The organism is Cloacibacterium sp. DMC96 (assembly GCF_056313765.1).
This window is the reverse complement of sequence record NZ_JBQUZQ010000002.1, coordinates 404,983-431,411: the sequence shown is the minus strand read 5'-3', so window position 1 is coordinate 431,411 and position 26,429 is coordinate 404,983. Positions and strand designations below refer to the sequence as shown.

General features: G+C 33.1%; 28 protein-coding genes. 12 read left to right on the top strand and 16 right to left on the bottom strand.

Annotation, left to right across the window (positions count from 1 at the left end; translation table 11 throughout):
- Positions 1-2: 2 nt before the first annotated feature.
- The 7 genes from ACT53I_RS10875 to ACT53I_RS10845 form a co-directional block, all read right to left on the bottom strand.
- Positions 3-311: a 2TM domain-containing protein gene (locus ACT53I_RS10875; RefSeq protein ID WP_371487941.1), complete on the bottom strand. Its 309-nt coding sequence runs from the start codon at positions 309-311 to the stop codon at positions 3-5.
- Positions 302-1,645 carry a 2TM domain-containing protein gene (locus ACT53I_RS10870; RefSeq protein WP_476079671.1) on the bottom strand — a complete coding sequence of 448 codons (1,344 nt, stop codon included), beginning with the start codon at positions 1,643-1,645 and terminating at the stop codon, positions 302-304. Before ACT53I_RS10870 ends, ACT53I_RS10875 begins: the two co-directional genes overlap by 10 nt.
- A 23-nt stretch (positions 1,646-1,668) precedes the next feature.
- A complete protein-coding gene (locus tag ACT53I_RS10865; protein ID WP_476079670.1) occupies positions 1,669-1,956 on the bottom strand; it encodes a 2TM domain-containing protein in 288 nt (95 codons plus the stop codon).
- A 219-nt stretch (positions 1,957-2,175) separates the two neighbouring features.
- Entirely contained in the window at positions 2,176-2,832 is a 657-nt protein-coding gene (locus tag ACT53I_RS10860) for a hypothetical protein (protein WP_476079669.1), read from the bottom strand.
- A gap of 274 nt (positions 2,833-3,106) precedes the next feature.
- Complete coding sequence (locus ACT53I_RS10855; RefSeq protein WP_476079668.1) at positions 3,107-5,323, bottom strand: TonB-dependent receptor; 2,217 nt, start codon at positions 5,321-5,323, stop codon at positions 3,107-3,109.
- A 96-nt stretch (positions 5,324-5,419) separates the two neighbouring features.
- The gene (locus tag ACT53I_RS10850; RefSeq protein ID WP_476079667.1) at positions 5,420-6,412 is read right to left on the bottom strand and encodes an AraC family transcriptional regulator; all 993 of its coding nucleotides are present in this window, start codon (positions 6,410-6,412) and stop codon (positions 5,420-5,422) included.
- Positions 6,413-6,455: 43 nt separating this feature from the next.
- Positions 6,456-7,343: a GLPGLI family protein gene (locus ACT53I_RS10845; protein WP_476079666.1), complete on the bottom strand. Its 888-nt coding sequence runs from the start codon at positions 7,341-7,343 to the stop codon at positions 6,456-6,458.
- 127 nt (positions 7,344-7,470) lie between these two features.
- Between ACT53I_RS10845 and ACT53I_RS10840 the strand changes: the two genes are divergently transcribed.
- Together ACT53I_RS10840 and ACT53I_RS10835 are read left to right on the top strand one after the other, a co-directional pair.
- Positions 7,471-7,968: a DinB family protein gene (locus ACT53I_RS10840; RefSeq protein ID WP_274780322.1), complete on the top strand. Its 498-nt coding sequence runs from the start codon at positions 7,471-7,473 to the stop codon at positions 7,966-7,968.
- Positions 7,969-8,063: 95 nt separating this feature from the next.
- Positions 8,064-9,854 (top strand): DUF885 domain-containing protein, encoded by a 1,791-nt coding sequence (locus ACT53I_RS10835; protein WP_476079665.1) that lies wholly within the window; start codon positions 8,064-8,066, stop codon positions 9,852-9,854.
- Positions 9,855-9,885: 31 nt separating this feature from the next.
- Here ACT53I_RS10835 and nth read toward each other — a convergent pair whose 3' ends face one another.
- The gene (gene nth, locus ACT53I_RS10830) at positions 9,886-10,506 is read right to left on the bottom strand and encodes an endonuclease III (RefSeq protein WP_476079664.1); all 621 of its coding nucleotides are present in this window, start codon (positions 10,504-10,506) and stop codon (positions 9,886-9,888) included.
- 148 nt (positions 10,507-10,654) lie between these two features.
- Here nth and bcp point away from each other — a divergent pair, with 148 nt between their 5' ends.
- On the top strand, positions 10,655-11,101 hold the full coding sequence (bcp, locus tag ACT53I_RS10825) for a thioredoxin-dependent thiol peroxidase (RefSeq protein ID WP_069799804.1): 447 nt from the start codon (positions 10,655-10,657) through the stop codon (positions 11,099-11,101).
- A 3-nt stretch (positions 11,102-11,104) separates the two neighbouring features.
- Here the strand turns inward: bcp and ACT53I_RS10820 are convergent, their stop codons facing one another.
- The 4 genes from ACT53I_RS10820 to ACT53I_RS10805 all read right to left on the bottom strand — a co-directional run bounded on the left by ACT53I_RS10820 (position 11,105) and on the right by ACT53I_RS10805 (position 15,482).
- Positions 11,105-11,617 carry a GNAT family N-acetyltransferase gene (locus ACT53I_RS10820; protein WP_476079663.1) on the bottom strand — a complete coding sequence of 171 codons (513 nt, stop codon included), beginning with the start codon at positions 11,615-11,617 and terminating at the stop codon, positions 11,105-11,107.
- Between the two features lie 5 nt (positions 11,618-11,622).
- Positions 11,623-12,690, bottom strand: coding sequence for a calcium:cation antiporter (locus ACT53I_RS10815; protein ID WP_371487924.1), 1,068 nt, complete (start codon positions 12,688-12,690; stop codon positions 11,623-11,625).
- Between the two features lie 17 nt (positions 12,691-12,707).
- A complete protein-coding gene (locus ACT53I_RS10810) occupies positions 12,708-13,184 on the bottom strand; it encodes a DUF1905 domain-containing protein (protein WP_476079662.1) in 477 nt (158 codons plus the stop codon).
- 165 nt (positions 13,185-13,349) lie between these two features.
- A complete protein-coding gene (locus ACT53I_RS10805; RefSeq protein WP_476079661.1) occupies positions 13,350-15,482 on the bottom strand; it encodes a S46 family peptidase in 2,133 nt (710 codons plus the stop codon).
- A gap of 93 nt (positions 15,483-15,575) precedes the next feature.
- Here ACT53I_RS10805 and ACT53I_RS10800 point away from each other — a divergent pair, with 93 nt between their 5' ends.
- The 6 genes from ACT53I_RS10800 (at position 15,576) to ACT53I_RS10775 (ending at position 19,308) form a co-directional block, all read left to right on the top strand.
- Complete coding sequence (locus ACT53I_RS10800; RefSeq protein ID WP_461377170.1) at positions 15,576-15,998, top strand: META domain-containing protein; 423 nt, start codon at positions 15,576-15,578, stop codon at positions 15,996-15,998.
- Positions 15,999-16,102: 104 nt separating this feature from the next.
- A complete protein-coding gene (locus tag ACT53I_RS10795; protein ID WP_213190194.1) occupies positions 16,103-16,366 on the top strand; it encodes a SemiSWEET family sugar transporter in 264 nt (87 codons plus the stop codon).
- A 70-nt stretch (positions 16,367-16,436) separates the two neighbouring features.
- The gene (locus ACT53I_RS10790) at positions 16,437-16,703 is read left to right on the top strand and encodes a SemiSWEET family sugar transporter (RefSeq protein WP_213197109.1); all 267 of its coding nucleotides are present in this window, start codon (positions 16,437-16,439) and stop codon (positions 16,701-16,703) included.
- Positions 16,704-16,751: 48 nt separating this feature from the next.
- Entirely contained in the window at positions 16,752-17,963 is a 1,212-nt protein-coding gene (hflX, locus tag ACT53I_RS10785; RefSeq protein ID WP_476079660.1) for a GTPase HflX, read from the top strand.
- Positions 17,964-18,252: 289 nt separating this feature from the next.
- Positions 18,253-18,966, top strand: coding sequence for a DNA alkylation repair protein (locus tag ACT53I_RS10780; RefSeq protein ID WP_476079890.1), 714 nt, complete (start codon positions 18,253-18,255; stop codon positions 18,964-18,966).
- Between the two features lie 3 nt (positions 18,967-18,969).
- Positions 18,970-19,308 carry a DUF6122 family protein gene (locus ACT53I_RS10775; protein WP_476079659.1) on the top strand — a complete coding sequence of 113 codons (339 nt, stop codon included), beginning with the start codon at positions 18,970-18,972 and terminating at the stop codon, positions 19,306-19,308.
- Here the strand turns inward: ACT53I_RS10775 and ACT53I_RS10770 are convergent.
- Positions 19,303-19,689 carry a group III truncated hemoglobin gene (locus ACT53I_RS10770; RefSeq protein ID WP_476079658.1) on the bottom strand — a complete coding sequence of 129 codons (387 nt, stop codon included), beginning with the start codon at positions 19,687-19,689 and terminating at the stop codon, positions 19,303-19,305. The genes ACT53I_RS10775 and ACT53I_RS10770 overlap by 6 nt on opposite strands.
- 62 nt (positions 19,690-19,751) lie before the next feature.
- Here ACT53I_RS10770 and ACT53I_RS10765 point away from each other — a divergent pair, with 62 nt between their 5' ends.
- Positions 19,752-20,684 (top strand): ion channel, encoded by a 933-nt coding sequence (locus tag ACT53I_RS10765; RefSeq protein WP_476079657.1) that lies wholly within the window; start codon positions 19,752-19,754, stop codon positions 20,682-20,684.
- A 33-nt stretch (positions 20,685-20,717) separates the two neighbouring features.
- A complete protein-coding gene (locus tag ACT53I_RS10760) occupies positions 20,718-21,209 on the top strand; it encodes a YkgJ family cysteine cluster protein (RefSeq protein ID WP_476079656.1) in 492 nt (163 codons plus the stop codon).
- A gap of 448 nt (positions 21,210-21,657) precedes the next feature.
- Here ACT53I_RS10760 and gdhA read toward each other — a convergent pair whose 3' ends face one another.
- The 3 genes from gdhA to ACT53I_RS10745 form a co-directional block, all read right to left on the bottom strand.
- Positions 21,658-23,016 (bottom strand): NADP-specific glutamate dehydrogenase, encoded by a 1,359-nt coding sequence (gene gdhA, locus ACT53I_RS10755; RefSeq protein ID WP_213197104.1) that lies wholly within the window; start codon positions 23,014-23,016, stop codon positions 21,658-21,660.
- A 185-nt stretch (positions 23,017-23,201) separates the two neighbouring features.
- Positions 23,202-24,305 carry a DNA-processing protein DprA gene (gene dprA / locus ACT53I_RS10750; RefSeq protein ID WP_476079655.1) on the bottom strand — a complete coding sequence of 368 codons (1,104 nt, stop codon included), beginning with the start codon at positions 24,303-24,305 and terminating at the stop codon, positions 23,202-23,204.
- A 24-nt stretch (positions 24,306-24,329) separates the two neighbouring features.
- On the bottom strand, positions 24,330-25,100 hold the full coding sequence (locus ACT53I_RS10745) for a rhomboid family intramembrane serine protease (RefSeq protein WP_476079654.1): 771 nt from the start codon (positions 25,098-25,100) through the stop codon (positions 24,330-24,332).
- A 165-nt stretch (positions 25,101-25,265) separates the two neighbouring features.
- Between ACT53I_RS10745 and ACT53I_RS10740 the strand changes: the two genes are divergently transcribed.
- Positions 25,266-26,372, top strand: coding sequence for a DUF3078 domain-containing protein (locus ACT53I_RS10740; RefSeq protein WP_476079653.1), 1,107 nt, complete (start codon positions 25,266-25,268; stop codon positions 26,370-26,372).
- Positions 26,373-26,429 lie beyond the last annotated feature (57 nt).

Sequence of the window (26,429 nt, the reverse complement as noted above, 5' to 3'; positions counted from 1 at the left end):
TTTTAATTTTTTTGTTTGTATTTCTCCATTAATTCTTTGGTTTTTCTTTCTTCCCAATTTCTGAAATAAGGCGTGAATAAATAAATTCCGTAACCCAAAAGAAAAATTCCCCACAAGATTACAATCCAAACGCTGTAATTTCTAGAAATATTAAGAAGATTGCCATCATAATTTCGGCTAACAATGAAATAACCCACTGCTAAATATCCCAAAACCATGTAATAATACGTTCTGATGTCTTTTACTCTTTTTTGTGCTTTTTTGTAAGCAATTTCGTTGAATTTATCTTGATTTTCCATAGTTATTTCCATTTTCTAGCGTTTTCTTCTTCTTTTTCCATGTATTTTTTGATTTGGCGTTCTTCCCAATCTGTTCCGATACCGAAAGTCTTAATTCCGTGAGAAATTACGCCAATTCCCCAACCTAACATTGGCCACCAAAACCAATGATATTTAGGCGAAGTTTGGAAATTAATAAAAATTAAAAATGGAATAAAAATGCAGTATGAAATTAAGTTTCCGTAGAAACCTTTGAGTTCTTCTACGCGTTTTGCGGCTTTTTCGTAAGCCAATTGTTCTTGTGATGGAGTATATGGATTCATAGGGTTCAATTTTTCTGTTAAAATAGGGAGTTTCACACGGAAGAAAGTTTCGGATTTTTCTACAAAGACATTTCTTTCGGTTAATAAATTATATCTCGAAACAATGTTCGCTAAACCTACGCCTGTAGATGTATTGGGCAATTCTCTGGTTTGCAAATTATTTTCGATGATGAGGTTTCCTTTTTCTGTAAATATTTTGATATTCAATGGTTTAGATGAAGTAGCAAAATTGTGTTTAATCGAATTTTCGAGCAAAAGTTGCAAAGAAAGTGGTACTACAAAACCTTTTTTATCTTCCTCTGAAATATTGAAATCAAAGGTTACAGCGTCTTCAAATCTCGTTTTCAGCAGTTCACAATAGGTTTTGGCAAAATCTATTTCTTCTTCCACCGAAACCAGTTCCTTGTCTTTTTGTTCCAAAACATAGCGATAAATTTTCGACATAGAATTGGTAAAACGTTGCGCTTGAACAGGATTTTCTTCAATCAAAGAATCTAAAACATTTAGAGAATTGAATAAAAAATGTGGGTCTAATTGATTTTTTAAACTTTCGAATTGAGCATTGGCAGATTTGGCGATAAGTTTTTGTTCTACTACTTCTTTTTTGGTAGAGTTTTTCCAAGCGGCCATAAAACCTCTAGCGTGACCAATTGCCGAAATCATAATTGCAAAATTGATGAAAAACCAATTGATGAAGTTCATCTCACCGTTGAAGAATTTTTCTGGATTTTTGCCTTGTATAACTATGAAATTCAAATAATTACAAAAATATACCAGTGCAACATTCATCACCAAAGTTCCTACAATCGCCGCAATGGTTCTTTTGCGTGTTTCCTCTGTCCACGAGAATTTAGAATCTAGATAATCGTTTAAAAAACCGTTTCCTAAACCTATGAAAAACGTGTACATTCCAGAAATAAGGAAAGTTACAGAGTATCTTTCGAATGTTTTTTCTCCTGGATCAATTAAGAAGATAAAAAGACTTACAATAATATTGATGTAGAGTAGGTTAAGTGCCGTTTTTTTGATTACCTCGAGTTTCATTTTCTAAAAATAATATTTTAAAATTATTTTTCGTTTAAAATTTCTTGGATTTTTCTTTCTTCCCAGTTTCTTCCTAAAAATAGCTCACCACCAAAAACCGATAAACCATGAGCCAATAAGCCGAAACCCCAGAAAAAAGCCGTGTAATAATTATCCATGTCATTAAAACCTTTTCCGTCTGCAATTGCATTAGAGAAAATAATAAATACGTTTACCAATACGAAAACCAAAGCGTGCGTGTAAAAACCTTTGATTCTTTTTACGTGTTTTCTAGCGTTTTCTAGTTTCTGTTCTTGTGTTGTTTTGTACATTTCCATAGTGTTTGAATTTTAAAAATTAATATTTTGTGATGGGGTTAAATTTCTTGATGTAAAGGTAGTTTTATAAGAGGCGCTTTCAAATTTTAGTTGACTGAACCGTCATTTTTGTATACTGAATTGTAAAAAAGATGTTGGATTTTTTAGTTAAAGAAAACTATAGAAAATAAAAAACCACGAAATTTTCGTGGTTTTTATAGAAATTTTTAAAAACTATTTCGCTTGAGCAATGAAATAATTTGCTTCACCTTGTCCCCAATTTGGGTCAAGAGACGATTTTATTTTGTAAGTTTGGAATTGTTCTAAAGCTTTCTTAAAAAGTTCAATTCCTTTTGTTTTGCTTCCGCCAAACTGTTCTGGAGTGAAATATAAATCTTCGGCTTCCATAATCGTAATTCTAGGATTTTCTGGGTCTAATTTTTTAGCTTCAGCAAGAGCATTTTGAGCAGCGAGACCTTCAGTTTGGTATCTTTCCATAGGATTTACCATCATTTTAAGTCCGTGATTCATTTTTTTCAAAATATAAATTTCTGCATTATTCGGAGAAAGCGCTTCTGCTTTGTCAATATAATTTTGAGCTTCTTTAGCTACTTCGTCTAGTTGTGCAATTTGGTTTTGTTGCATCAGTGTTCTTCCTTTTTTTAGAATGGAAAAAGCGGCGTAATAATACGGTTGCCAAAGTGTTTTTTCTTTGTCTCCAATTCTTGCAAAGTCATTGGCTTGAGCAGTGTAATCATCTGGATTAGGTTTTGGCATTTCGATGGTTTGAACTTTCGGCATCATGGCTTTTTCGTAAGCAGTCTGTGCAAAAGCGTAAGTGGTAGATAAGCTAATAGCAAGTGTAAGAATGGTTTTTTGTAAAGTTTTCATATGTAATATTTTTTATTTGTTTCAATTTTATGTTTCAAAGGTATTTTGAAAGAAATTTTTTTGAAATTTTAGTTCACCGAACTGTAGTTTTTGTTGACTGAATGGTAATTTGGTTGTCAGTTGACGGTTGACAGTTGTTGGTATCTGTTTTTTTCACTTCTTAATACATAGCCAAAAGAGACGAAAGATGTAATATTTTGATTTTCAATAATTTGAAAATTTAACTATACTTTGATTTCAAACATAAATCTATCAACTGATAACCATTAACTATTTATAAATTATTATTAATGGCTTCTTGAGTTCTGTCTGTTCCTAAACTGATGAATGCACCGATAAACACAAAAGTATTGGTAGGAGGAACGATGGCTCTAGATTTCAATCCATTGCTCGAAAAATTGTATCCAAATTCATTTTTAGTTCCTAGAACGTTATTGATAGAAAGCACCAAAACGGTAAAAGCTCTCGCATCTTTTTTGCCTAAATTCGGTAAATAATTAAGGCTGAAATTAACCGCTTGATAATCTTTTACAAAGCCTTGATTTTTGAGAACAGTATTGCCATTTTCGGTCACGAAATTGTAATATGTTCTCCCAGAATTGTAATTGTAAGAAATATTAAATCCTGTTTTCCAATTGGTTACAAATTTTTTAGCCACAACAGAAAGCGTATGTTTTGCCGCGAAATTTGGGAATAGACTTTCGGTGTAATTCAGGTAATCTCTTTTAGAATCTAGGTAAGAATAAGACACCCAATAATCTATATTTTTCAAAGATTTTTTATCTCGCCAAAATAATTCTACACCTTTTGCATATCCACTTCCGTTATTATTCACAGCGATAGGTCTGTAAAAATCTGTGGTGGTTTTTATTAAATCTTGATATTTTTTGTAATACGTTTCCAATCTCAAACTTCTTCCATCTGCAGCTCTTTGAACTTGAAAAATATAATGGTCAGCTCTTTGATAATTGGGTTGATAATTTTCGGTAAAAAATCTACTTTCAGGATTTTGGAAGAAAGTTCCGTAAGCCAATGAACTCGTCCATTCTTTAGAAATTCTGTAAGCCATGGCAAATCTTGGCGAAAAATTCCAGCGGTTGATAGAAGAAGAGTTTTCTGCTCTTGCTCCAATTTTTAAGGATAAATCATTGCTGATTCCCAAATCAGTTTCCGCAAAAAGTGATGTGATATCATCTCTAAATTCATATTTTTTTTGAGCGATGGAAACCCAAGTTTCTTCTTTGCTTGTATTCAGTTCTATTCCTGCTCTTATTGCCGAAATTTTAAATAATTTTCTCTCAATCAATGCTTTGGTATTGAAATAATTGCCTTTAGAGTCTATATCATTATTGAATTGAGAACTTCCGTTTTGGTCTACATTAGAAAAATGAAGAATATTTTGATTATAAGTATATGAACTTCCAAGATTCAAAGTATATCTGCCAAATTTTTCTCTGTAAGAAAGCGAGTGAAACGTATTTTTCCCGTTTTGATTGATTTTATCAGAAGAAGTTTCGTCGTCTAAATTGGGAGAAGAAAGTTTCATAGAACTGGTGTCATAACTTCCGTAATATTTGATAAAACCGCCTCTTGACGTTTTAATTCTGAAGTTTCCATTGCCACCGAAACTTTGAGGTGCTTTTTCGAAATCGGTATTGAATTTCAGAATTTTCTGCATGAGTTCTAGGTTAGAATAGCCTAAAGAAATTCCGTAAGAATGTGTTTTTTCTTGATTAACTCGCTGAATTCCGCCGCTTGCAAAAATGGGAGAAATCCCAAAATCTGCAGCATTTCTCTCTGGTAAATCGATACTTTCCAAAGCTAAAACTCCAGATAAAGCTTGTCCGTAAACTGCAGAATAACCACCACTCGAAAATACATTTCCTTTGAAAAGCGAAGTATTCAATCTATCCATCGCTTTAATTCCGGGTACAGAATTTCCGAAATAATTATTGACCAAATTTCCGTCCATGAAGAATTTGGTTTCCGTTCCGGTTCCTCCTCTCACGAAAAGTCCTTCTGATTCTCCCACTTTTTGAACTCCAGGTAAGGTTTCTAGCGCCGATGAAATTTGACCATTTGCTCCAGCTGTTGTGTAGACATCAATGGGCGTCAATAGAGTAGTGGCGCGTTTTTTATCGCTGGCTTCTATACTTCCCGCAGAAATGACTACCGCATCTATTTCGCTCACCGATTCTTTTAGTTCAGCATTTAGAATAAGGTTTTTGTCTTCAATTTGAATAGATTTTTCAATTTCTATAAATTTAGGATGAGAGAAAATCAAGGTTTGGCTTCCTTTTTCAGAAGTTTCAAACTTATAATTTCCTGTTTCATCTGTTGTAGCGCCATCATAAGTATCTTTCAGCGTTACAGAAACATCTTTCAGCGGTTTGTTATTTCTTCCTAAAACTTTTCCAGAAATGGTAATTTGAGCAAATAAGGTAAAAGTAAACACAAAGGTAAAGAGTAATGTAAAAATGCGAGTTTTCATAATTCTGTTTTTGATGAAGCAAAGGTATCTCTGCTCATTTCTGAAAAGAAATAAGTTTTACTGAACCGTAAAAAACAGAAACTGAATCGTAGAAAATTACAAAATAGGAATGCAGAAATCTACCAAACACTTTTTCTCAGGGTGTTCTTGGTAATCATTATGGTAAATTTCATAAGGACATTCTTTTCTGAACTGATGTCCGTTTTCGTTCATCCAAAGGAAAAGTGCGTTCCAAGCAGTTTCGAATTCGGGAAGCGTAATTTCTTGTCGAGAAACGATATATTTCCCTTTTGGCAAAATTTCTAGAAAAACTTCGCCTTCATTTTTGATGGCTTCTTCTAGCAATATTCCTGCATGAATTCTCACTTTATTGGGAGCAGTAACTTTGAAACTATCGTGATAAACGGTAATCATTTTCACATTTTCTCTAGGGAAAATATTTTTAGAAATTGCCCAAGAAATAAGGGTGTTGTAAGCGTTTCCTATATTTTGTACACCAATGCTTAATACTGATGCAATCTGCATTTCTGGCATTTCTTTTATTTGGATATTGGCTTTATTTTCCATAAAAAATTTCATTTGTTCTAGTTGGTAAAGATATTGCTCGAAAACGACTTCTTTTTGTCCGATATTGCTGATAATGGTTTGAATTTTCTTAAAATTTTCTGGCGAATTTTTTCTAAAAGCAGCAGGAGAAATCCCAAAATGTTTTTTGAAGGTTTTGCCAAAAGTAGAATGGCTATTGAATCCTATTTCCAAGAAAATATCTTCTAAAGATTTTTCTTTTTTTAAGGAAAGCATCATGGCAGCTTTTTCCATGCGTTTTCTGGTGATGTAAGCTAATAAAGTTTCACGGGTAACCGCGCGAAAAATTCTATGAAAATGAAAAGGCGAGTAGTAGCCCATTTCTGCGAGTTTTTCCAGAGGAAGTTCATCGTCCAGATGTTGGTCAATGTAATCTAAAACCTTTCTTATTCTCGCAAGATGTTCTTGTGAAGTCAAACGATTATTTTTTACAAATATAGAACTAAAAACCACAGCACAATGGTCTATTCTTGCTCTTATAAAATGCAAAAAACTCGAAGACAAATCCTCGAGTTTTCTGTTACAAAAGTTTAATATGAAGGGAATTTTATTTTTTCGCTTTTTCTGGAGTGTAGATTTCTACTGTATTATTACTTGCGTTATAGAAATCTTTAATTGATTTTTCTTGATCACTCATCATTTCGCCCATCGTTTTATCATTTCCTGGCATTTTCATCGCTTTCATTTCTGGAGTGATTTGTGCTCTTATTGATGCAAAAGGATCTTTTTTATATTCCTCAAAAGAAGATTCAAATTTATCTCTGTTGATAATCGTTACATCATTTCTCGCACCAAACTGTGCCGATAGTTTTTCGCTGTAAGAAAGTTCTTCAAATTCTTTTAGCGGTTTATTCGCGGTTAAAATCCAAGAGAAATTTTTATCAGCATCTTCTATTTTTACGATTAATCCTGGCAAACCAGAGAATTTATACGGACCATCAGGGAAAGGAATAGATTCTGTAAACCAAGCCGTCCATTTTCTTCCACCAAATTCCGTGGTAGCTTTTTGAGCTTCGTATTCGCCTATTTTTTGTTTATCGTTTGATATTTTCCAGTTGAATTTTGGTTCTTCATTATATCCAAAAACAGAATTTAGCATTCTTTCGCTAAAGTTTACCTTCATGGTAGGATATTCTTTCGTGATTTTATAAGCAAATTTTGGCATTTGGAAAGACTTTGATAAATCTTTGAAAACACCTGCTTTTTGCATTTTTTCAACTTCAATTTTTAGGACAGAATCCTGTGAAACCGTCAAGTAATCTCTATAAAGTGATTTTTTATCGGTTACGTCTAGAATCATAACAGTTTTTTGTAAAGAGTCTATTCCTTTTTTGGGTTTAAAGGTTAATTCATAAAAAAATCTGTTTGCAGATTGTGCGTTTGCAAGAGTTACTAAAAACAATAAAGCAAAGCTTAAAGATTTATACCATTTCATTTTTTAAATTTTATTAATTAGTAAGGGATTTTATACTTTGTTACAAAAATTTATGAAAAATTTAATAGCAACTCTTAGAAACGATTCTCTAAGTTGATGTAACTTCGTTCTACCAAACTCAAAAATTATGGACACCTTATCACAACTTAGACAAGAACTAGAACAAGAGTATCAAACCACTAAAAAGTTTTTCGAAAGATTTCCTGAAGGGAAAAATGATTATGCGCCGCATGAAAAAAGCATGAAGATGATGCCCCTTTCAGCGCACATTGCCGAAGTTTTCGGTTGGCCAGATTTCATTGTCAAAACTTCTGTTTTAGATTTTGCAGCAGGAGATTATCAACCTACTTTTTTAGAAACTAGAGAGCAACTTTTACAAAAATTAGAAGAAGATTATCAAAAAAGCAAAGCTACACTTCATGAAATTTCAGAGGATAAACTGAATGAAAGATGGCAAATGAAAATGGGCGAACAAGTTCTCGCAGATTGGGATAAATACGGAGCAATTCGTCATTCATTAAATCAAGCTACGCATCACAGAGCTCAATTGGGCGTTTATTATCGATTATTAGATATTCCCGTTCCCGGAAGTTATGGACCTTCTGCAGACGAGCAAGAAATGTAAATTAAACTCCGAAATTTTTCGGAGTTTTTTATTTTTTATGATTTTAAAATCCACATTTACAGATAATTTATATTTTTGTTTAAAATTTAAGACAAATGAGATTCTTTAGAGCGCCTATTTTAGGAATATTTGCAATGATGCTTTTCGTAATCAGTTGTAAAAAATCAGACATTGCTTTGCCAAAATCCGAAGCCAATATAGACAGCATTGCTTCTAAATATTATGAAGGTTACCTGAAAATGTTTCCTCTGGAAGCTACTATGCAAGGCGATAATAGATATAATGACCAATTGCCAAATGCTATCAGTCAGGATTTTATTTCTAAAGAAATAGGTTTCTACACCGAAACTCAAAAAAAGTTGCAAACTCTTGATTATGAATCTCTTTCAGATAAAGATAAAACCGTTTTTGATGTTTTAGATTTTACCTTAAAAGATAAGATTGAGAAATATGCGTATCATCCAGAACTGATGCCTTTTAACCAATTTGAAGGTTTGCCATTAGATTTTCCCTTGTTAGGAAGTGGAGATGGGAATCAACCGTTTAAAACGACTAAAGATTATGATAATTTCTTGAAAAGAATAGATGCTTTTGCCGTTTGGATGAATACTGCCGAAAAGAATTTCAGAGATGGAATGAAACAAAATGTTATGCTTCCCAAAAAATTGGTGGTAAAAATGATTCCTCAAATGAGAGGTGAAGAAATTATTTCTGAAAACTTTGATAAAAATATTTTCTACGGACCTATCAAAAAAATTCCAGCCAATTTTTCTGCTGCAGATAAACAAAAGTACACCGTACTTTATCAAAACGCCATCAAAACGAAAATTATTCCTGCTTACAAAAGAATGGGAGATTTTCTAGAAAAAGAATATTTGCCAAAAGCGAGAAATACAGATGGAATTAACGCTATTCCAAATGGAAGCAATATTTATACTTATCTCGCAAAATCTTGGACGACCACTAATCTTACTCCCGATGAAATCAATAAAATTGGGCTAAAAGAAGTGGCAATGCTAAGAGCAGAAATGGAGAAAGTAAAAACTCAATTAGGTTTTAAAGGAACACTCGAACAATTTTTGGTAAGTTTAAAAACGGACAAAAAAGCGATGCCTTATAAAACGCCAGAAGAAGTAATTGCCGCGTTTAATGGTATTTTAAAGAAAATAGAACCAAAGCTTCCAACGATGTTTACTAAGTTTCCTAAAACACCGTTTGAAATCAGAAGAACAGAAAAATTTAGAGAAGCAAGTGCAAGTGCAGAATACAAACCGGGTTCTGCAGATGGAAGCAGACCGGGAATTTTTTACACACCTATTCCAGATGCTACTCAATATAATGTAACCAATGGTTTCGAATCTTTATTCTTGCACGAAGCTATTCCGGGACATCATTATCAAGTTTCGCTTCAACAAGAAAATATGGAGATTCCTAAATTCATGAGATTTGGTTGGTTCGGAGCTTATGGTGAAGGTTGGGCGCACTATACCGAAACTTTAGGGCCAGAGTTTGGTTTGTACACCGATCCTTATCAAAAAATGGGTTATTTAAGTGACCAAATGTTGCGTGCAGTTCGATTGGTTGTAGATACAGGAATTCACACTGGAAAAATGACCAGAGAAGAGGCTATAGAATATTATCTGAACAATATTTCTGATTCTGAAGAAGGCGCAACTGCCGCAATTGAGCGTTATATGGCGATTCCGGGACAAGCATTAGGTTACAAAATCGGTTCGCTAAAATTTTTAGAATTAAGAGCTAAATATCAAAAAGAACTTGGTAAGAAATTTAGTTTGGCTAAATTCCATGATGAAATTCTGAACCAAGGATGTCTTCCATTATCCGTTTTAGAAAGGAAGATGGAACTTTGGGCAAAAAAACAGTAAAAATATAAACCGCAGAATTTTGCGGTTTTTTTTATTTCTCAAAAAGCATTTTTGTGAGGTAATCTTTCTCCTGATTTCCTCTGGCTGGAGAATATTCCCTGCCGTAGAAAATGATTTGAAGGTGAAGTTTATTCCAAGTTTCTTTTGGGAAAAGTTTTTTAGCGTCGTTTTCGGTTTGAACCACGTTTTTCCCTTCGGTTAATTTCCATTGTTTCATCAATCGATGAATGTGAGTGTCTACCGGAAAAGCAGGAACACCAAAAGCCTGACTCATTACTACACTTGCCGTTTTATGACCTACTCCTGCTAAATTTTCTAAATCTTCAAAATTAGAAGGAACTTCGCCGTTATGTCTTTCCAGAAGTTGATTGGCCATGATTTTTAGATTTTTGGCTTTGGTTGTAGAAAGTCCGATTTCTTTAATCAATTCCTTGATTTCAGGCTCTTCTAATGAAGCCATTTTTTCTGGATTGGGTGCTACAGAAAACAATTTGGGAGTTACTTCATTTACTTTTTTATCAGTAGTTTGTGCAGAAAGTGCAACTGCAACCAATAGTTCATAAGCATTTCTATGGTTCAGTGGAATAGGAACTTCGGGATAGATTTTTTCTAACTCAGTCATTACTATTTTTGCACGCTCTTTCTTGATCATTTTCTGTAAATTTGAGCAAAAATAAGAAACTCTCGCTGATTTTGCAGATTAAGCTGATTGTAACCTTTTAAATTTATTTGAAACTTAGTTATCTCAATTTCTTAATCAAGTTAGAGTGTTTTAAATTATAATCTAAAATTTTACAATTATGTTAAAAATAGGTGATACACTTCCTACGTTTCAATTGGATAATCAAGACGGAAATCTGGTTAAATCTTCAGATTTCAAAGGAAAAAAATTGGTGGTTTTCTTCTATCCGAAAGCCAATACACCAGGTTGTACAGCAGAAGCTTGTAACCTTAATGAAAATATAGAATACTTAACGAAACAAGGCTTTACGATTTTGGGAATTTCAGCAGATCCTGTGAAAAATCAAAAGAAATTTCATGATAAATTCGGGTTTAAATATGATTTATTAGCTGATGAAAACCATGAAGTTTGTGAAAAATTTGGGGTGTGGCAACTCAAAAAATTCATGGGCAAAGAATTCATGGGAATCGTGAGAACTACCTTTTTATTTGATGAAAATTCTGTTTGCACAGAAGTCATCGAAAAAGTAGAAACCAAAAATCACGCAGCTCAAATTTTGAAGTAATCTTTATAAATCAGCTTCGAAATACAATAATTCTTCTGGATCACCATCCATGAAGAATTTTTTTTGGAATTTTAAGCCTAGTTTTTCTAATAATTTTCTGGAAGCGTGGTTGTATTCTACCGTAATTCCGCCCAATTTTTTAATTCCGTAATCATTTTTAACTAAATTTTTCATAAAATGGGCACTTTCGTAGCCATACCCTTTTCCTTCAAATTCTGGCAAAAAAGCAAAGCCAATATCAGGAGCATTATCTGTGTTTTCTCTTGCGTAAACTCCACAAGTTCCCATTTTAGAGGAATCTTCCTTTAGAATTACGGTGAAACTTCCGTAACCTAGTCTTTCAAACTGAGGAAAACATCTATTGCGAATGTAGTTTTCGGCGTCTTCTATGGTTCTTACGTTTCTGTCTCCAATATATTTGATGAAACTTTCAGAATTTAAAAGTTGAAGAATAAATTCGGCATCATCTAAATCTGTAGGTTTGAGTAAAAGTCTTTCGGTTTCGTAGGTTTTCATATTAATTAAGGATAAATTACAGTAAAAATATAAGCTGCTAAGTTTACAAGTAAAACCACACCGTAAAGAATGTTGGTTTTTCCTCGACTTAGCGATAACATGGTGATAAAAATAGATAATCCCAGCAAAACCATCGATTTATAATCTAATCCTAAAACAAGGTCTAAATCAAAAATACTGCACACTACTGCAACTGCGGGAATGGTAAGTCCAATAGAAGCTAATGCGGAACCTAAAGAAAGATTGAGGCTGGTCTGTAAATCATCTTTTCTGGCTGCTTTAATGGAAGCGATTCCTTCTGGTAATAAAATCACTGCTGCAATGATGACTCCCACCAAAGATTGTGGCAATCCTGCATTTCTGATAATGGTTTCTATAGGTGTAGAGAGTTTTTTTGCCATTAATACTACTATTCCTAGACAGACCAATAAGGTAATAAAACTCAGAATACTTTCTTTTGCAGTAGGGACAGAAACTACTTCTTCTTTGTTATTGGGTAAAAAATAATTTCTATGTCTCACCGTTTGAACTAATAAAAAAGTGCTGTAAATGGTGAGACAAGCTATAGAAACAAAAATTAATTGAGGTTGTGTATAAACAGGACCATTTGCACTAGTGGTAAAATTGGGAAGAATAAGAGTAAGCACTAAAATAGCAATCAAAGAAACGAGTAGGGAATTGGCAGAAGTTCTCGCAAAAAACTGTTCGTGAAATTTCACACTTCCTACCAATAAACTTAAACCTAAAACACCGTTTAAAATAAGCATTACCGCTGCGAAAACAGTATCTCTGGCGAGATGTGAGGTTTCTTTTCCTCCTGCTGTCATGAGCGAAATAATAAGTGCTACTTCTATAATTGTAATGGAAATCGCCAAGACAATGGTTCCAAAAGGTTCGCCAATTTTATGTGCGATGACTTCTGAATGGTGTACTGCAGAAAATACACTTAACATTAAAAAAACGCCACAAAGCATTAAAATAACTGTACTGTCTGAATCGGGAGTTAAAAAGTAAATAACCCAAGCTAAAATAGGAGCAATAACCGTCCAATGGAAAAGTTTTTTTAATTTCATACGCGTTTATATTTAAGTTATATTCCTTTTTTACCTGCTAAAATCATTTCTATCAATTTCACCTTTCGGTTTTCTCTGGTTTCTGGTTTTTTGGCTTCGGTAATCCATCTCATGTATTCTTTCCGATGCGTGTAAGACATTTTTTGATACATTTCAAAAGCCTCTTTGTTCTTTTCGAAAACTTCTAAAACATCTTCAGGAATTTCTACAATTCTTTCTTCTTGGTCTTCCCAAAGTTTCACCGTAACCTTATCGCCAAACGTTTTCCCGAGTTGTTTTCTCACCTCTTGTGTTAATCCCAGTAGATGGCAATCACTTTTCATTTTGGCAAGGCTTCCTCTGTATTCTACTTTTTCATCAAGCAAAGCTTTGATTTTTACCTGACCTTTTTTGCCAAATAACTCTTCTGTAGAGAAAGGAAAGTCTACAAAGGCAGCATTCATAGTGCCATTTTGTTTAATTTCTGCTTCAAAAGTGATGTAATCCGTTGTCATTTTTATGAATTTTGAGAAAAAAGAAACGTTTAAAAATTATGATTTCCTAAAAATAAGAAAATTTGAGTTTTTATAAAAGTTTTTTAAAAACTAAACGGAGTAAAAAGTAATAAAAAACCTCGAAGAAATTTCTCCGAGGTTAATTTTAGAAGCAACAAAGTTGCCTTATTTTCTGATAGTCATTTCGTTTAATAAATAACCAGCTCCGTGATATTTATCCATTACCCAAAGTAAGAATCTTACATCTAGGTTGATGGTTTTTTGCCATTGTTTTTCGAAAACGATATCTCCTGAAAGCGCTTCAGAGTTACCATCGAAAGCAAGACCAATTAATTCACCATTTCCGTTTAAGATAGGAGAACCAGAGTTTCCACCTGTAATATCATTATCTGATAAGAAGTTTACAGGCATATAACCTTTTTTGTCTTTGTATGGACCGAAATCTTTTTTCTTGTATAGATCTAACAATCTTTGAGGTAAATCAAACTCTGCGTCGCCTTTTTTGTATTTAGCCACCATACCTTTCATATCAGTATAGAAGTTATCTTTTACGCCATAATATTGTCTGTCTTTTCTGATTGGTAATCTATCTACTTTACCGAAAGTTACTCTCATAGTAGAGTTAGCATCTGGATAGAATTCTTTTTCTGGCATAGATTTTCTAAGACCGTCAAAATATAATCTAGTGTTTTTAGCAAATTGGTCATCAGCTTTTACATATTTGTCTCCAAACATCATCGCTTCTGCTACCATAATTCCTGAGAATTTGTAAAGCGGATCGTTTTCTAAAACAGCTAAACTAGGATTTTCGATAAATTTAAGTAAAGATTCTTTGGTGCTGAAAATAGAAGCGTCTGTTTGGTTGGCTAATTCTGCTGGATTAGAATATTTCATCACTGGAAGTTGATAATCAAACGGTACTTTGTTCTTATAAAGAGAAAGTAAAGTTTGTAACATATCTTTTTCTACTACTGGGTGGAAACCATCGTAAGAAGCTTCTACACCAGCAAGAACTCTAGCTTTCATAGCTGCTTTTCCAGCTTCGTTTTGCTCAATATAAGATTTAAGAGCAGCGCCAATTCTGTAAGGAAGAACTGCATATTTAGCATTTCTTTGGAATTGAGTAGCGTAGTTTCTTTCAAGATTTCTATCAGCAATTAATTTGTAATATGCTTCGATTTCTGAAAGAACATTTCCGTAAGTAGCTTTGTTTTCTGCTAAGTTTGCCCATTCTTGGAATTTAGCTTCTACTTTTTGTTTGTCTGCAACTGTTCCGTTTTTGTTTACAGATTCTATGGTTCCAGCTCTGTTTTTCCAGTAGTTTGCTACAGAAGCGTATTGTGAAGCGTAATCTAATCTGATTTGAGTGTCTTTGTCCATGTACTTCTTCATCACATCCATTGCAGATTTAGAAGCTTCTACCCAACCGATATAATCTTTAGTCACCAATTGATTGATTCCATAAGAAGTTAAATATCTGTTAGTTCTACCAGGATAACCCATAATCATGGTGAAATCACCAGGTTTTACTCCTTTCATAGAAACAGGAAGGTGATATTTAGGTTTTAATGGAACATTGTTTAATGAATATTCTGCAGGATTTCCGTTAGCATCACCATAAATTCTGAAAACAGAGAAGTCACCAGTGTGTCTTGGCCATTCCCAGTTATCGGTATCACCACCGAATTTACCAATAGATTCTGTAGGAGTTCCTACCAATCTTACGTCTTTATAATCTTGATATACAAAATAGTAGAATTCATTTCCACTGAAGAAATCTCTTACTACAACAGTATATTTACCATTTTCTGAATTTTCTTTTTGGATGGCTTTGTATTCTGCATCGATTACCGCTTTTCTTTCGTCAGCAGACATTTGAGGATTAAGTTTCCCGTTGATTCTAGCCGTTACATCATCCATTCTTACTAAAAATCTCACATAAAGATTTTTTGCAGGAAGCTCTTCTTTGTTGTTCATGGCGAAGAAACCATCTTTTAAATAATTTTTTTCTGGCGTAGAAAGTGCTGCAATAGCATCATAACCACAGTGGTGGTTGGTGAAAAGCAAACCTTCTTTAGAAACTACTTCTGCAGTACAACCACCATTAAACTGTACGATGGCGTCTTTTAGGCTAGAGTTGTTTACAGAATAAATTTCTTCTGCAGTTAATCTAAGACCTTGTTTTTGTAAGTCTTTTCCGTTTAATCTCTTTACGAGCATCATCAGCCACATTCCTTCGTCTGCACGCATTTGTGCAAAGCTCAATAGAAATGTGAATAGTAAAAATATTCTTTTCATTGATCTAAAAAATTTTATGGGTAAATGTATGAATTAAAAGCGATTTTTGAAAATTGGTATATAATTTGACTGGTCTGTTACAAATTACCTATGATGAAAACACGTTTTTTTATAATCAGCTTATTATCAATTTCATTTTTTATGATGAGTTTTGCTCCACAGAAAGAAGTTTCTTCTCTGAAGAGAAAGTGGATGTTGGTTGAATTTCAAGGATTTACCAAGGAAGAACTCATTCAGAAAAAAGCATATTTAGACCTAACTCACCTCGAAAAAGGAGGTGGTGCAAAAATGGGCTGCAACAGTATTTTTTTCTCTGTAAAACTGAAAAATAATCACAGAATACATTTCTCAGGAGTTGGTTCTACCATGATGTATTGTGACGGAAACATGAAATTAGAAGAAAACTTCGGGAAATTATTACCTACGATTACCAAATATCAAGTAAAAGGACATTTTTTGACTTTGAAAAATAAAAATGGACAAACCATGAAATTTGTTGCCGAAGATTGGGACTGATAGTTTGATATTGAGTAGATTTGATGTAGATTTTGAAAAAATTCGCAAATTTGAATTAAAAAAAATCATCATATCAACTCATCATCATATTAACACATTATCAAATGAATTTTAACCCAGAAATTCTCGGCTTGATTGCAGGAACATTGTCTTGCATTACCTTTGTTCCACAAATTTTTAAAACTTGGAAGTCTAAATCGGTGAAAGATATTTCTGTAACGTCTTTTATGATTGTGGTAACCAGTACTTTAATTTGGTTGGTTTACGGAATTTGGAAAGAGCTTCCTTCTGTAATTCTCACCAATGTAGTGGTCTGTATATCAGCAGTTATCATGCTTTTACTCAAGTGGAAATATTCTGAAAAGTAAATTCTATAAAAGATTCTCTAAACCTTGAAATGTTCTTTTGGAGAAAAGGAATTTTCTTTGAAAGAAAAACATGAATATCAATCCAGAAGTCTTTGGGTTTATAGCTGGTGGAATTTCCTCAGCGCTTTTTATCCCACAAATTATTAAAATTTTCAAGGAAAAATCAGCCGAAGAAATCTCTTTGCTCACTTGTATTATAGGAATAATCAGCAGTGTGCTTTGGTTGTATTATGGTGTGGTAAAAGACAGCATTTCTATGATGGTGACTAACAGTATTTCTATCGCCATCACCGTTTTTTTATTGATTTTAAAATGGAAATTCTCAAAATCTCTATGATAGGTGAATATATATTACCTTTGTAAAATAATGTAGTCAGTAAACCTTATGCTCGAAAAAAAAGAACATCAATACGAAAAAGCCGTTTTAGTAGGCTTAATTACACAGCATCAAGACGAAGAAAAACTTACCGAATACCTCGATGAGTTAGAATTTCTTGCCTATACTGCAGGTGCAACTGTAGAAAAACGCTTTACGCAAAAACTATCTCAACCAGATTCTAGAACCTTTGTAGGAAGCGGAAAAGCAGAAGAAATCAAAAATTTTGTAAAAGAAAACGAAATAGGAACCGTTATTTTTGATGACGAACTTTCACCTTCTCAATTGAAAAATTTAGAAAGAGAAATGGAAGTAAAAATCCTCGATAGAACCAATCTTATCCTCGATATTTTTGCACAAAGAGCTCAAACTTCTTACGCAAGAACTCAAGTAGAACTCGCTCAATATCAATATCTTCTTCCGAGATTAACCAGAATGTGGACGCACCTTGAACGTCAAAAAGGAGGAATCGGAATGCGTGGTCCTGGTGAAACCGAAATTGAAACCGACAGACGTATTATTCGTGATAGAATTACGCTTCTAAAAGAAAAGCTGAAAACCATTGATAGACAAATGGCGACTCAACGAAATAATCGTGGAAAAGTGGTGAGAGTTGCATTGGTAGGATATACCAACGTAGGAAAATCTACCTTGATGAATGCGCTTTCTAAATCTGAAGTTTTTGCAGAAAATAAATTGTTTGCAACGCTAGATACTACGGTTCGTAAAGTAGTGATTGGAAACTTACCATTTTTATTGACAGATACGGTTGGTTTCATTAGAAAATTGCCGACTCAGTTGGTAGAATCTTTCAAATCTACGCTTGATGAAGTTCGCGAGGCTGATTTGCTGATTCATGTAGTAGATATTTCTCACGAAAGCTTCGAAGACCACATTGATTCTGTAAACCAAATTCTCATGGAAATTAATGCGCATCAGAAACCTATGATTATGGTTTTCAATAAAATAGATGCTTTTGCTTATGAGAAAAAAGACGAAGATGATTTAACTCCAGCTACCAAAAAGAACATTTCTCTAGAAGAATGGAAAAAAACGTGGATGGCAAAATCTAAATATCCTACGGTTTTCATTTCGGCTTTGTCTAAAGAAAATTTTCCAGAAATGAAGAAAATGATTTACGATGAGGTTCATAAAATTCATATCTCTAGATTTCCATATAACGATTTCTTGTTTGAATATTTTGATGACGAGGAAAAATAGAATGGGAGCGTTAGAGAATGTTAGAGTTAGAGAATTTTAGAATTATGAAGTGAGTTCTGTAGGAACGAACGATATTTAGCATTGGAATTTATTCCAATGAAATAGAAATTAATGAAAATGAGTTCCGTAGGAAAGAAAGGTTTGTAGAAATTTAGAAAGAGTAGAAAATAAAGTTCCGTAGGAACGACAGAAAAAATCAACATTTATTTACTAGGTCGAAAGTATCAATAAATATATTTTATGAAAGTAGAAAAATTTGCCTACAAAAATTTCCAATAACAATAAAATGATGCTCCACAACCAAATCCTTGAAGCCTTACAATTTCTTTCTACGCCAGAAAAGAGAGATTTTTTGCCGTATTTTTTTAAAACGGGAAAAGGTCAATATGCAGAAGGTGACCAATTCATTGGTGTAGTCGTTCCAGATTCTAGAAAGTTGGTGAAGGAATATTGGCAAAAAGCCACTTTAGATGATGTTCAAGAAATTTTGAAATCAGAATTTCACGAGATGAGATTAGTGGCGCTGTTGATTTTAGTAACAAAATTTGAGAAAACCAAAGACGAAAAAGAAAAGAAAACGCTCGTTGATTTTTATCTAAAAAATACAAAGTATATCAACAATTGGGATTTGGTAGATTTGTCTTGTTATAAATTATTAGGAAGATATTGCTTTGAAAATCAGAAAGATGAGATTTTGAAAAAGTTATCGAATTCTGAAAACATGTGGGAAAAACGCATCGCAATTGTAGCTACGATGTATCATATCAAAAAAGGAAGTCATGGTCTAACCATAGAATTGGCACTGAATAATTTGAATCATTCACATGATTTGATGCACAAAGCAAACGGTTGGCTTCTAAGAGAAATGGGCAAAAAAGATGAAGAAAAATTATTGAATTTTTTGAAAACGCATTACCAAAATATGCCCAGAACTTCACTTCGTTATGCGATTGAAAAACTAGACGAAGATTTACGGCAAGACTTTTTAAAAGGAAGAATTTAAACTTTGGAAATTGCAAAAATCATAACGCATTATTTTTTACACTTGATATTTCCGGTGTTTATAGCGCTTGTTTTCTATAAAGAAAATTGGAAAAAGGCTTATTTCATTATGTTGGCCACCATGTTGGTAGATATAGATCATCTTTTAGCTACGCCAATTTTCCAAGAGGGAAGAAGTAGCATTGGTTTTCATCCTTTGCATACTTATCCTATGATTTTTTTATACTTTTTAGGCGTTTTATTTCTACGAGGGAACTATAGAATCATAGCAATAGGATTGCTATTTCACATGTTTACAGATTTTCAGGATTTCTATTTCTGGAATTGGTTAATGAAATTATAGTTTTCTCAGTTTGGTATCCATTTCCATTTTATAAGCCATTAAACTGGCAATATTTTCGGCTTTAGATTTGGCAGATTCTGCAATTTCGCCAGAGAATAATTGGTCTACAGTAGATTTCCAAAGTCTCAACCACGTGTCAAAATGATGTTTTTCCATTGCCATTTTTTCGTTAATCGGGAAATGAGCACCCATTGGATTTCCGTCAAATTTCACATCAGCAAATAACAATGCTTGCCAGAAAATGTACATTTTGGGCAAATGTTTTTCCCAGTTTACTTGGGCGATTTCTTCAAAGAAAAACCCGATTTCTGATTTTCGAACGCTTTCGTAAAAAGTATTGACGAGTAATTGTATATCTTGAGTGGTTGTAATGTCTTTCATCTTACAAAAATAAGATAAATTTATCTTAATTAAATAATTTTAACTTTTTTTACATTTGTGTTATGGGAAAACGAAATTTAAAAATCAAGGAAGAAAAAGATAGTGGCTTTTCTGCCATTGCTTCTGGAAGATTTACCAATAAAGATGGGCAATATAATGTAAAAAGAACTGGAATTAACATTTTTGATCGTTATAGTTGGTATCATACTTTTTTATTATTACCAAGATTTAAATTTATTGGCATTTTAGTTATTTCTTACATTATTGCAAATTTATTTTTTGCGTCTATTTATTATGCTATTGGGATAGAACATCTCACAGGAATTGATAAAAGTTCGCCTTTTCAGGAGTTTGTAGATGTATTTTTCTTCAGTGCTCAAACTTTTACTACAGTAGGTTATGGTAGAATAGCTCCAGTTGGTGCTTTAGCAAGTTTTGTGGCTACATTCGAAGCATTTTTAGGATTATTGGGATTCGCCATTGCTACTGGTTTATTTTATGGAAGATTTTCTAGGCCAAGAGCATTTATAAAATTCAGTGAAATAGCTGTAGTAGCACCTTATGAAGATGGAATGGGCATAATGTTTAGAGCCGCTCCTTTTAAAAATAATATGCTTTCGGAAGCCGAAGTTACCATTACCGCAGCCATTGAAGAAAAAATAGATGGAAAAATGGTAAGCAGTTTCTATCAATTAGAACCTACTTTGCCTAAAATAAATAGTTTTAGTCTCAATTGGACAGTAGTTCATAAAATCCACAGTGAGTCTCCTTTTTATGGATTTACCGAAGAAGATTTTAAAAACACAGATATAGAATTAATCATTATGATAAAAGCTTTTGATGAAGTTTTTGCCAATACAGTAGTCCAAAGAACCTCTTATATAACTCCCGAAATTATTTTTGGAGCTAAATTTTTGCCGATGTATCATTCTTCTGAGGACAATAAGACTACGATTTTGGATTTGGATAAAATTAATGACTATCAAAAAGTATAAATTTAGATTTCAAAAAATATTAGCATTCCTTTTATGGATTTAGAATTTTATAAAAATCAAGCTTTACAGAAGCAAAAAGAGCACAAGAAATTTCTGGAAAATCTCAAGAAAAAAACACCGAAAAATTTAGATTATGTAGTGCAGGAAGTACATGATGAGGTTTTCGATGAGGTTGATTGTTTGTCTTGCGCCAATTGTTGCAAAACTACAGGACCATTGTATACCGAAAAAGACATCGAGAGAATTGCTAAGCATTTGAGAATGAAACCAGCAGATTTTGAAGCAAAATTTCTGAGAATAGACGAAGATAATGATAAAGTTCTGCAAAATTTACCTTGTTTTTTCCTGAATGAAGATAACACGTGTTCTATCTACGAAGTAAGACCAAAAGCTTGCCGAGAATATCCTCATACCGATAGAAAAAAGATTTATCAAATCAATAATCTCATGTTGAAAAACACCGTGATTTGTCCCGCTGCATTTATGTTTGTAGAGAAAATGATTAGTAAAATTGTTTCAAAATAAATATAAGAGTCAAAATTAAATAAGATGTAACTAAACTCACATTAAGAACTATTTTACATTGTCTATGTAAACTATTGTTTAGATAAAATTGATTTATTTCAGTTTCAATATTCTCAAAATTAATTAATTTATCCTCATAAAACAAAAATAGAATGAAAGGGAAAATCATAATGAAATATCCTACATAATTCAATTTTAAAATTAAAGCCGAAAGAAATAAGGGAAATAAAAAGAAAAATAAACCAGAACCATAGTATCTTGATACTTTGTATTTGGTAATAATTCCCCAAAAAGGATTGGATTTATATTGCAGATAAACCTCGTAATATGAATATTTAAATAAATTGATTAGGAATACTTTCATTATTCAAATATAAAAAAGTCTCGAATAAAATCCGAGACTTTCTACCGTTTTACGGGTCTTTATTTTGAAAAAATCATCAATTATTTAGACTACACCTTGTGCAAGCATTGCTTCAGCTACTTTTACGAAACCTGCAATATTAGCACCTTTTACATAGTTTACGTATCCATCTTCTTCTTTACCGTATTTTCTACAAGCATTGTGAATACCAATCATAATTTCTTTTAGTCTAGCGTCTACTTCTTCAGAACTCCAGTTTAATCTGATTGAGTTCTGCGTCATTTCTAGACCAGAAGTTGCTACACCACCAGCGTTAGAAGCTTTTCCTGGGCTGAATAATACTTTATTATCTAAGAAATAGTTGATAGCATCTAATGTAGAAGGCATGTTTGCCGCTTCTACTACACATCTACAACCGTTTTCTACTAAATTTTTAGCATCTTCTAGGTGAAGTTCGTTTTGTGTAGCAGCAGGAATCGCCACGTCACATTTCACTTCCCAAGGTCTCTTACCAGCATGGAATTCTGCAGTTGGGAATTTCTTCACATAATCTTCAGCTCTGTTGTTTCCAGAAGCTCTTAATTCTAATAAGAAATCTATTTTTTCGCCAGTAATACCGTCTTTATCATAAACATAACCATCAGGACCAGAAATAGTTACTGCTTTTCCGCCTAATTCTTCTATTTTTTTGATAACTCCCCAAGCTACGTTTCCGAAACCTGAAACGGTTACGATTTTATCTTTGAAATCTTCGCCTTTTGTTTTTAGCATTTGTTCACCAAAATATACTACACCATAACCTGTAGCTTCTGGTCTGATTAATGAACCACCATATGCTAAACCTTTACCAGTAAGAACTCCGGTAAACTCATTTCTAATTCTCTTGTATTGACCGAAAAGGTAACCAATTTCTCTAGCACCTACTCCGATATCTCCTGCAGGAACGTCTGTTTCTGGACCGATATGTTTACACATTTCCGTCATGAAAGATTGGCAAAAACGCATAATTTCGTTGTTTGATTTTCCTGTTGGATCAAAGTCAGAACCTCCTTTTCCACCACCCATTGGTAGAGTAGTTAATGAGTTCTTGAAAACCTGTTCAAATGCTAAAAATTTAAGCACTGATAAGTTAACTGTAGGATGGAATCTAATTCCTCCTTTATATGGTCCGATTGCAGAATTCATCTGAATTCTGAAACCTCTATTTACCTGAATTTCACCTTTATCATCTACCCAAGGAACTCTGAAAATGATTACTCTTTCAGGTTCAGCCATTCTCTCTAGAAGCTTCATTCCTCTGTACTCTTCTTTGGTAGCAATAAAAGGAATAACTGTAACCGCTACTTCTTTTACCGCTTGTAGAAATTCTGGCTCATTTGGGTTTTTTGCTTCAATTTTCGCAACGAACTCTTGTATTTTTTGTTCGATAGTGTTTTGTTCCATAGATGTTATGAATTATTAAAGACAAATTTAATTTTTTTTTCTATTCTCACAAGGAATATTTTGACTTTAATGAAAATTATATAAATTATGTTAAAAATTTTATTAAATTCACAATTATAATGTTTCTGTTAAGGAAAACATGATGTTATGTGAAAAATAATGAAATATTAAAAAATAGTGAATTTTTAAATTATAGAATATTGCTTTCCGGAAAGTGCTTTAATGTATCCTTTTAACTCAAAATCAAGCAAAATGGGCAATAATTTATAAGGAAGAATGTCTAGTTTTTCGCTCAAGTCGTCTAACGAAATTTGAGGTTGAGAAGCAATCGTGTCATAAATCGGTTGCAAGTCTTTGCTCAGTTTAATTTCTCTTGCAGCAAAAAGGCTTCCTATCTTTTCTTTTTCTTTACCCAATTGCAATTCGTCTAATATTTCTTCAAAATTTTGTAAAATTCTAGCTTTGTTCTGTGCGATGAGTAAATTACAACCTTGGCTGTACTTATCATTGATTTTTCCAGGAAGGGCAAAAACCTCTCTGTTGTAATCATTAGCATAACTTACAGTACTCATAGAACCGCCACCAAAAGCAGTTTCTACCACAATGGTAACCGGAGAAAATCCTGCCACAATTCTATTTCTTTGCAGAAAATGTTCGCGGTCTGGTTTATCATGAGAATTAAATTCTGTAAGCAAAGCGCCATCTTGTTCTAGAATTTCTGCGGCTAATTTTTTATGCTGAGAAGGATAAATAAGATGCAAACCATGAGCTAAAACTCCTGCTGTTTTCAGTTGGTTTTTCAAGGCTTCTGTATGAGCGCAACCATCTGTTCCGAGTGCCAAACCGCTTACAATGAGGACTTTTTTATTTTTTAAAATTTCTAGAAATTCTTCAATGAAATGTTTGCCATAACTCGTCATGTTTCTGGTTCCTACGATGGAAATGGGAGTTAAACTTTCGTCTAAACTTCCTTTTTGGTAAAGAATAACAGGAGCGTCATCACAGTTAGAAAGCAATTTTGGCAATTCTTTTAAATGGCGAAGATTAATTTTAATGTTATTTTTTTCACAGAAGGCAATTTCCTTTTCTGCGAATTTCAAATAAGTTTCGTTGCCGATTTCTTTCGTAATTTTGGAGCCAATTCCTGGAATTTCTTTCAATAATTTCTTAGAAAGATGCCAAGTTTCTTTGGCAGAACCTGTAATTTCTACCAATCTCATAAAATTTACATCGCCAATAAGCGGAGTAGCGCGTAACGCTATGGAATATAGATGTTCTTCATGTAACATTCTCAAAAATAAGAAAAAATCGCTTTACTTTTTTCTGATTTCGTCTAAATGTTCCCAGATTTCTTCTTTCTTTTTCTGTGGCATTTCTAGAAAATGTTCAGGATGACCTTCGATATATTCTTGCCAAAGTTTATCGTCTTTTTCGCTGTAATAATTCGGGAATTCCCAAATGAATTTTTTCTTTTTTTCTTGATGTTTTTTTCTAAAAATTAGCGCCAAAGAAAGGCCGACTACAGCTCCAGAAAGGTGAGCTTGCCAAGAAATTCGGCTCGGTTCGTCTAATCGATAGAATAATTCTTCTGGAAAAATTCCCCAGATTAAACTTCCGTAATACAAGGCAACCAAAAGGGAAACAGTAAGCAGTTTTTTGTCTTTTCTGAAAATTCCACTGAAGAATAAGAAAAATGCAAGCATGTACACAATTCCACTCGCTCCGATGATGCAGGTATAGGTAGCTTCTTGTCCGAAAAAATTCATAGGTGGAAGTAACCAAACTACGAGTCCCGTAACAATCCATCCGTAAAAAAATACAAGATTGGCCAATTTAGGATAAAACTGATAGAGCAAGAACAGCAATGCTGCAATCGGTACAGAATTACTGGCGATATGTTCTAAATTTCCGTGTAAAAGCGGAGAAAATATTACGCCTTTTAATCCTTCAGGAACTAGAGGAATGAGGGAACCTTCGCAGTTTTCTACAAAACCGATGTGTTGTAAAAAGAAACCTAACCACATGGCAGAGAGCATGAAGAGAGGAATTAAAAGCGCTTTGATGTGGATGGTGTTTTTTAGCATAAATAAAATGTGACTAAATAAATGCCAAGACAATTTTATGGAAAATTTGACTATAAATCCCCGATTTTTTTAAAAATTATAGACAAAAAGTAAGATTTTTTCGTTTTCAAGACTTCCATTCGTTTTACAAATTGTATTTTTGGACTGGTTTTTTAAATTTTGAAAATGAAGAAGTTGTTAATTTTTGTGTTCGGTTGTCTATCTATAAATATGTATTACTCCCAAATTGAGAGTAAAAGAATTCTAGATTCCATCAGTGCAGAAAATTGGAAAAAAAACATTCCTAATTTAGATTCTTTGGCTGAAATTAATCTACAAAAAATAGATGTAAAGCACAAAGATTCCATTATTCTAAAAACCGATAAAATTACTGCGGAACTCGGCACAGAGATTCCTATTACACCGTTTCAATTGATTAAGACCAAAGAAGAAAAAGTTTGGTATTTCTATGGTCAAAACAATATGGTTTTTAACCAAGCGAGTTTCAGCAACTGGAATTCTGGGGGAAATAATAACATTGGGATTTTAGGGAAAATCAACTATAATTTGAGTTTCAAAAAGCGAAAGCATTATTTAGAAAATAATTTCCAATTAGGATACGGAATTGTAGCAGCAAGCGGACAAACCACCAGAAAAACAGAAGATTTCATCAATGTCATGGCGAATTATGGATATGATTTAGGAAGGAATTATTATTTGTCTTCAGGTTTGCAGTTTATTTCTCAGTTTGCTCCGGGTTATAATTATGTGAAAACGCCAAGTCCGAATTTTGATGACAGAATTTCTAAATTTTTAGCACCTGCATATATTAATACGGGTATCGGTATCTCGTATAATCCTAATGAAAATTTCCAAGTGATTTTTAGACCGATTAATGGTAAGTTTACCATCGTGGCCGATAAGCATTTGCAAAAAGTAGGTTTTTACGGTTTAGAAAAAGATGGTCAAAGCCTCAGAAAAGAGTTAGGAGCCATGGTGAATATTTTGTACAGACAAAAAATTTATAAAGACATTAATTTAGTGAATCAATTGAACTTCTTTACCAATTATTTATATCATACAGAACGAGTGGATTTTTCTTACAACGGTCAATTGAACTTTAGAGTTAATAAATTGATTTCTGCCAATGTAAGTGCAGATTTATTGTACGATCATGACCAAATTAAGAGAATGCAGTTTAAGCAAACTTTAGGTATAGGTTTTTCTTATAATTTAGGCGTAGAAAACCAAGAAAAGCCAAAAATTAAAAAAGTGGTAAAGCCATTTTTATAATAATTCCTCCAAAAATCCGTTAGAGAAATAGAAATTAAACTTTTTAATCTATGAAAT

Bases quoted from the DNA above. Each gene is read 5' to 3' on its own strand.
- ACT53I_RS10875 (WP_371487941.1), bottom strand. From the start codon at position 311: ATGGAAATAACTATGGAAAATCAAGATAAATTCAACGAAATTGCTTAC.
- ACT53I_RS10870 (WP_476079671.1), bottom strand. From the start codon at position 1,645: ATGAAACTCGAGGTAATCAAAAAAACGGCACTTAACCTACTCTACATC.
- ACT53I_RS10865 (WP_476079670.1), bottom strand. From the start codon at position 1,956: ATGTACAAAACAACACAAGAACAGAAACTAGAAAACGCTAGAAAACAC.
- ACT53I_RS10860 (WP_476079669.1), bottom strand. From the start codon at position 2,832: ATGAAAACTTTACAAAAAACCATTCTTACACTTGCTATTAGCTTATCT.
- ACT53I_RS10855 (WP_476079668.1), bottom strand. From the start codon at position 5,323: ATGAAAACTCGCATTTTTACATTACTCTTTACCTTTGTGTTTACTTTT.
- ACT53I_RS10845 (WP_476079666.1), bottom strand. From the start codon at position 7,343: ATGAAATGGTATAAATCTTTAAGCTTTGCTTTATTGTTTTTAGTAACT.
- ACT53I_RS10840 (WP_274780322.1), top strand. From the start codon at position 7,471: ATGGACACCTTATCACAACTTAGACAAGAACTAGAACAAGAGTATCAA.
- ACT53I_RS10835 (WP_476079665.1), top strand. From the start codon at position 8,064: ATGAGATTCTTTAGAGCGCCTATTTTAGGAATATTTGCAATGATGCTT.
- nth (WP_476079664.1), bottom strand. From the start codon at position 10,506: ATGATCAAGAAAGAGCGTGCAAAAATAGTAATGACTGAGTTAGAAAAA.
- bcp (WP_069799804.1), top strand. From the start codon at position 10,655: ATGTTAAAAATAGGTGATACACTTCCTACGTTTCAATTGGATAATCAA.
- ACT53I_RS10820 (WP_476079663.1), bottom strand. From the start codon at position 11,617: ATGAAAACCTACGAAACCGAAAGACTTTTACTCAAACCTACAGATTTA.
- ACT53I_RS10815 (WP_371487924.1), bottom strand. From the start codon at position 12,690: ATGAAATTAAAAAAACTTTTCCATTGGACGGTTATTGCTCCTATTTTA.
- ACT53I_RS10810 (WP_476079662.1), bottom strand. From the start codon at position 13,184: ATGACAACGGATTACATCACTTTTGAAGCAGAAATTAAACAAAATGGC.
- ACT53I_RS10805 (WP_476079661.1), bottom strand. From the start codon at position 15,482: ATGAAAAGAATATTTTTACTATTCACATTTCTATTGAGCTTTGCACAA.
- ACT53I_RS10800 (WP_461377170.1), top strand. From the start codon at position 15,576: ATGAAAACACGTTTTTTTATAATCAGCTTATTATCAATTTCATTTTTT.
- ACT53I_RS10795 (WP_213190194.1), top strand. From the start codon at position 16,103: ATGAATTTTAACCCAGAAATTCTCGGCTTGATTGCAGGAACATTGTCT.
- ACT53I_RS10790 (WP_213197109.1), top strand. From the start codon at position 16,437: ATGAATATCAATCCAGAAGTCTTTGGGTTTATAGCTGGTGGAATTTCC.
- hflX (WP_476079660.1), top strand. From the start codon at position 16,752: ATGCTCGAAAAAAAAGAACATCAATACGAAAAAGCCGTTTTAGTAGGC.
- ACT53I_RS10780 (WP_476079890.1), top strand. From the start codon at position 18,253: ATGCTCCACAACCAAATCCTTGAAGCCTTACAATTTCTTTCTACGCCA.
- ACT53I_RS10770 (WP_476079658.1), bottom strand. From the start codon at position 19,689: ATGAAAGACATTACAACCACTCAAGATATACAATTACTCGTCAATACT.
- ACT53I_RS10765 (WP_476079657.1), top strand. From the start codon at position 19,752: ATGGGAAAACGAAATTTAAAAATCAAGGAAGAAAAAGATAGTGGCTTT.
- ACT53I_RS10760 (WP_476079656.1), top strand. From the start codon at position 20,718: ATGGATTTAGAATTTTATAAAAATCAAGCTTTACAGAAGCAAAAAGAG.
- gdhA (WP_213197104.1), bottom strand. From the start codon at position 23,016: ATGGAACAAAACACTATCGAACAAAAAATACAAGAGTTCGTTGCGAAA.
- dprA (WP_476079655.1), bottom strand. From the start codon at position 24,305: ATGTTACATGAAGAACATCTATATTCCATAGCGTTACGCGCTACTCCG.
- ACT53I_RS10745 (WP_476079654.1), bottom strand. From the start codon at position 25,100: ATGCTAAAAAACACCATCCACATCAAAGCGCTTTTAATTCCTCTCTTC.
- ACT53I_RS10740 (WP_476079653.1), top strand. From the start codon at position 25,266: ATGAAGAAGTTGTTAATTTTTGTGTTCGGTTGTCTATCTATAAATATG.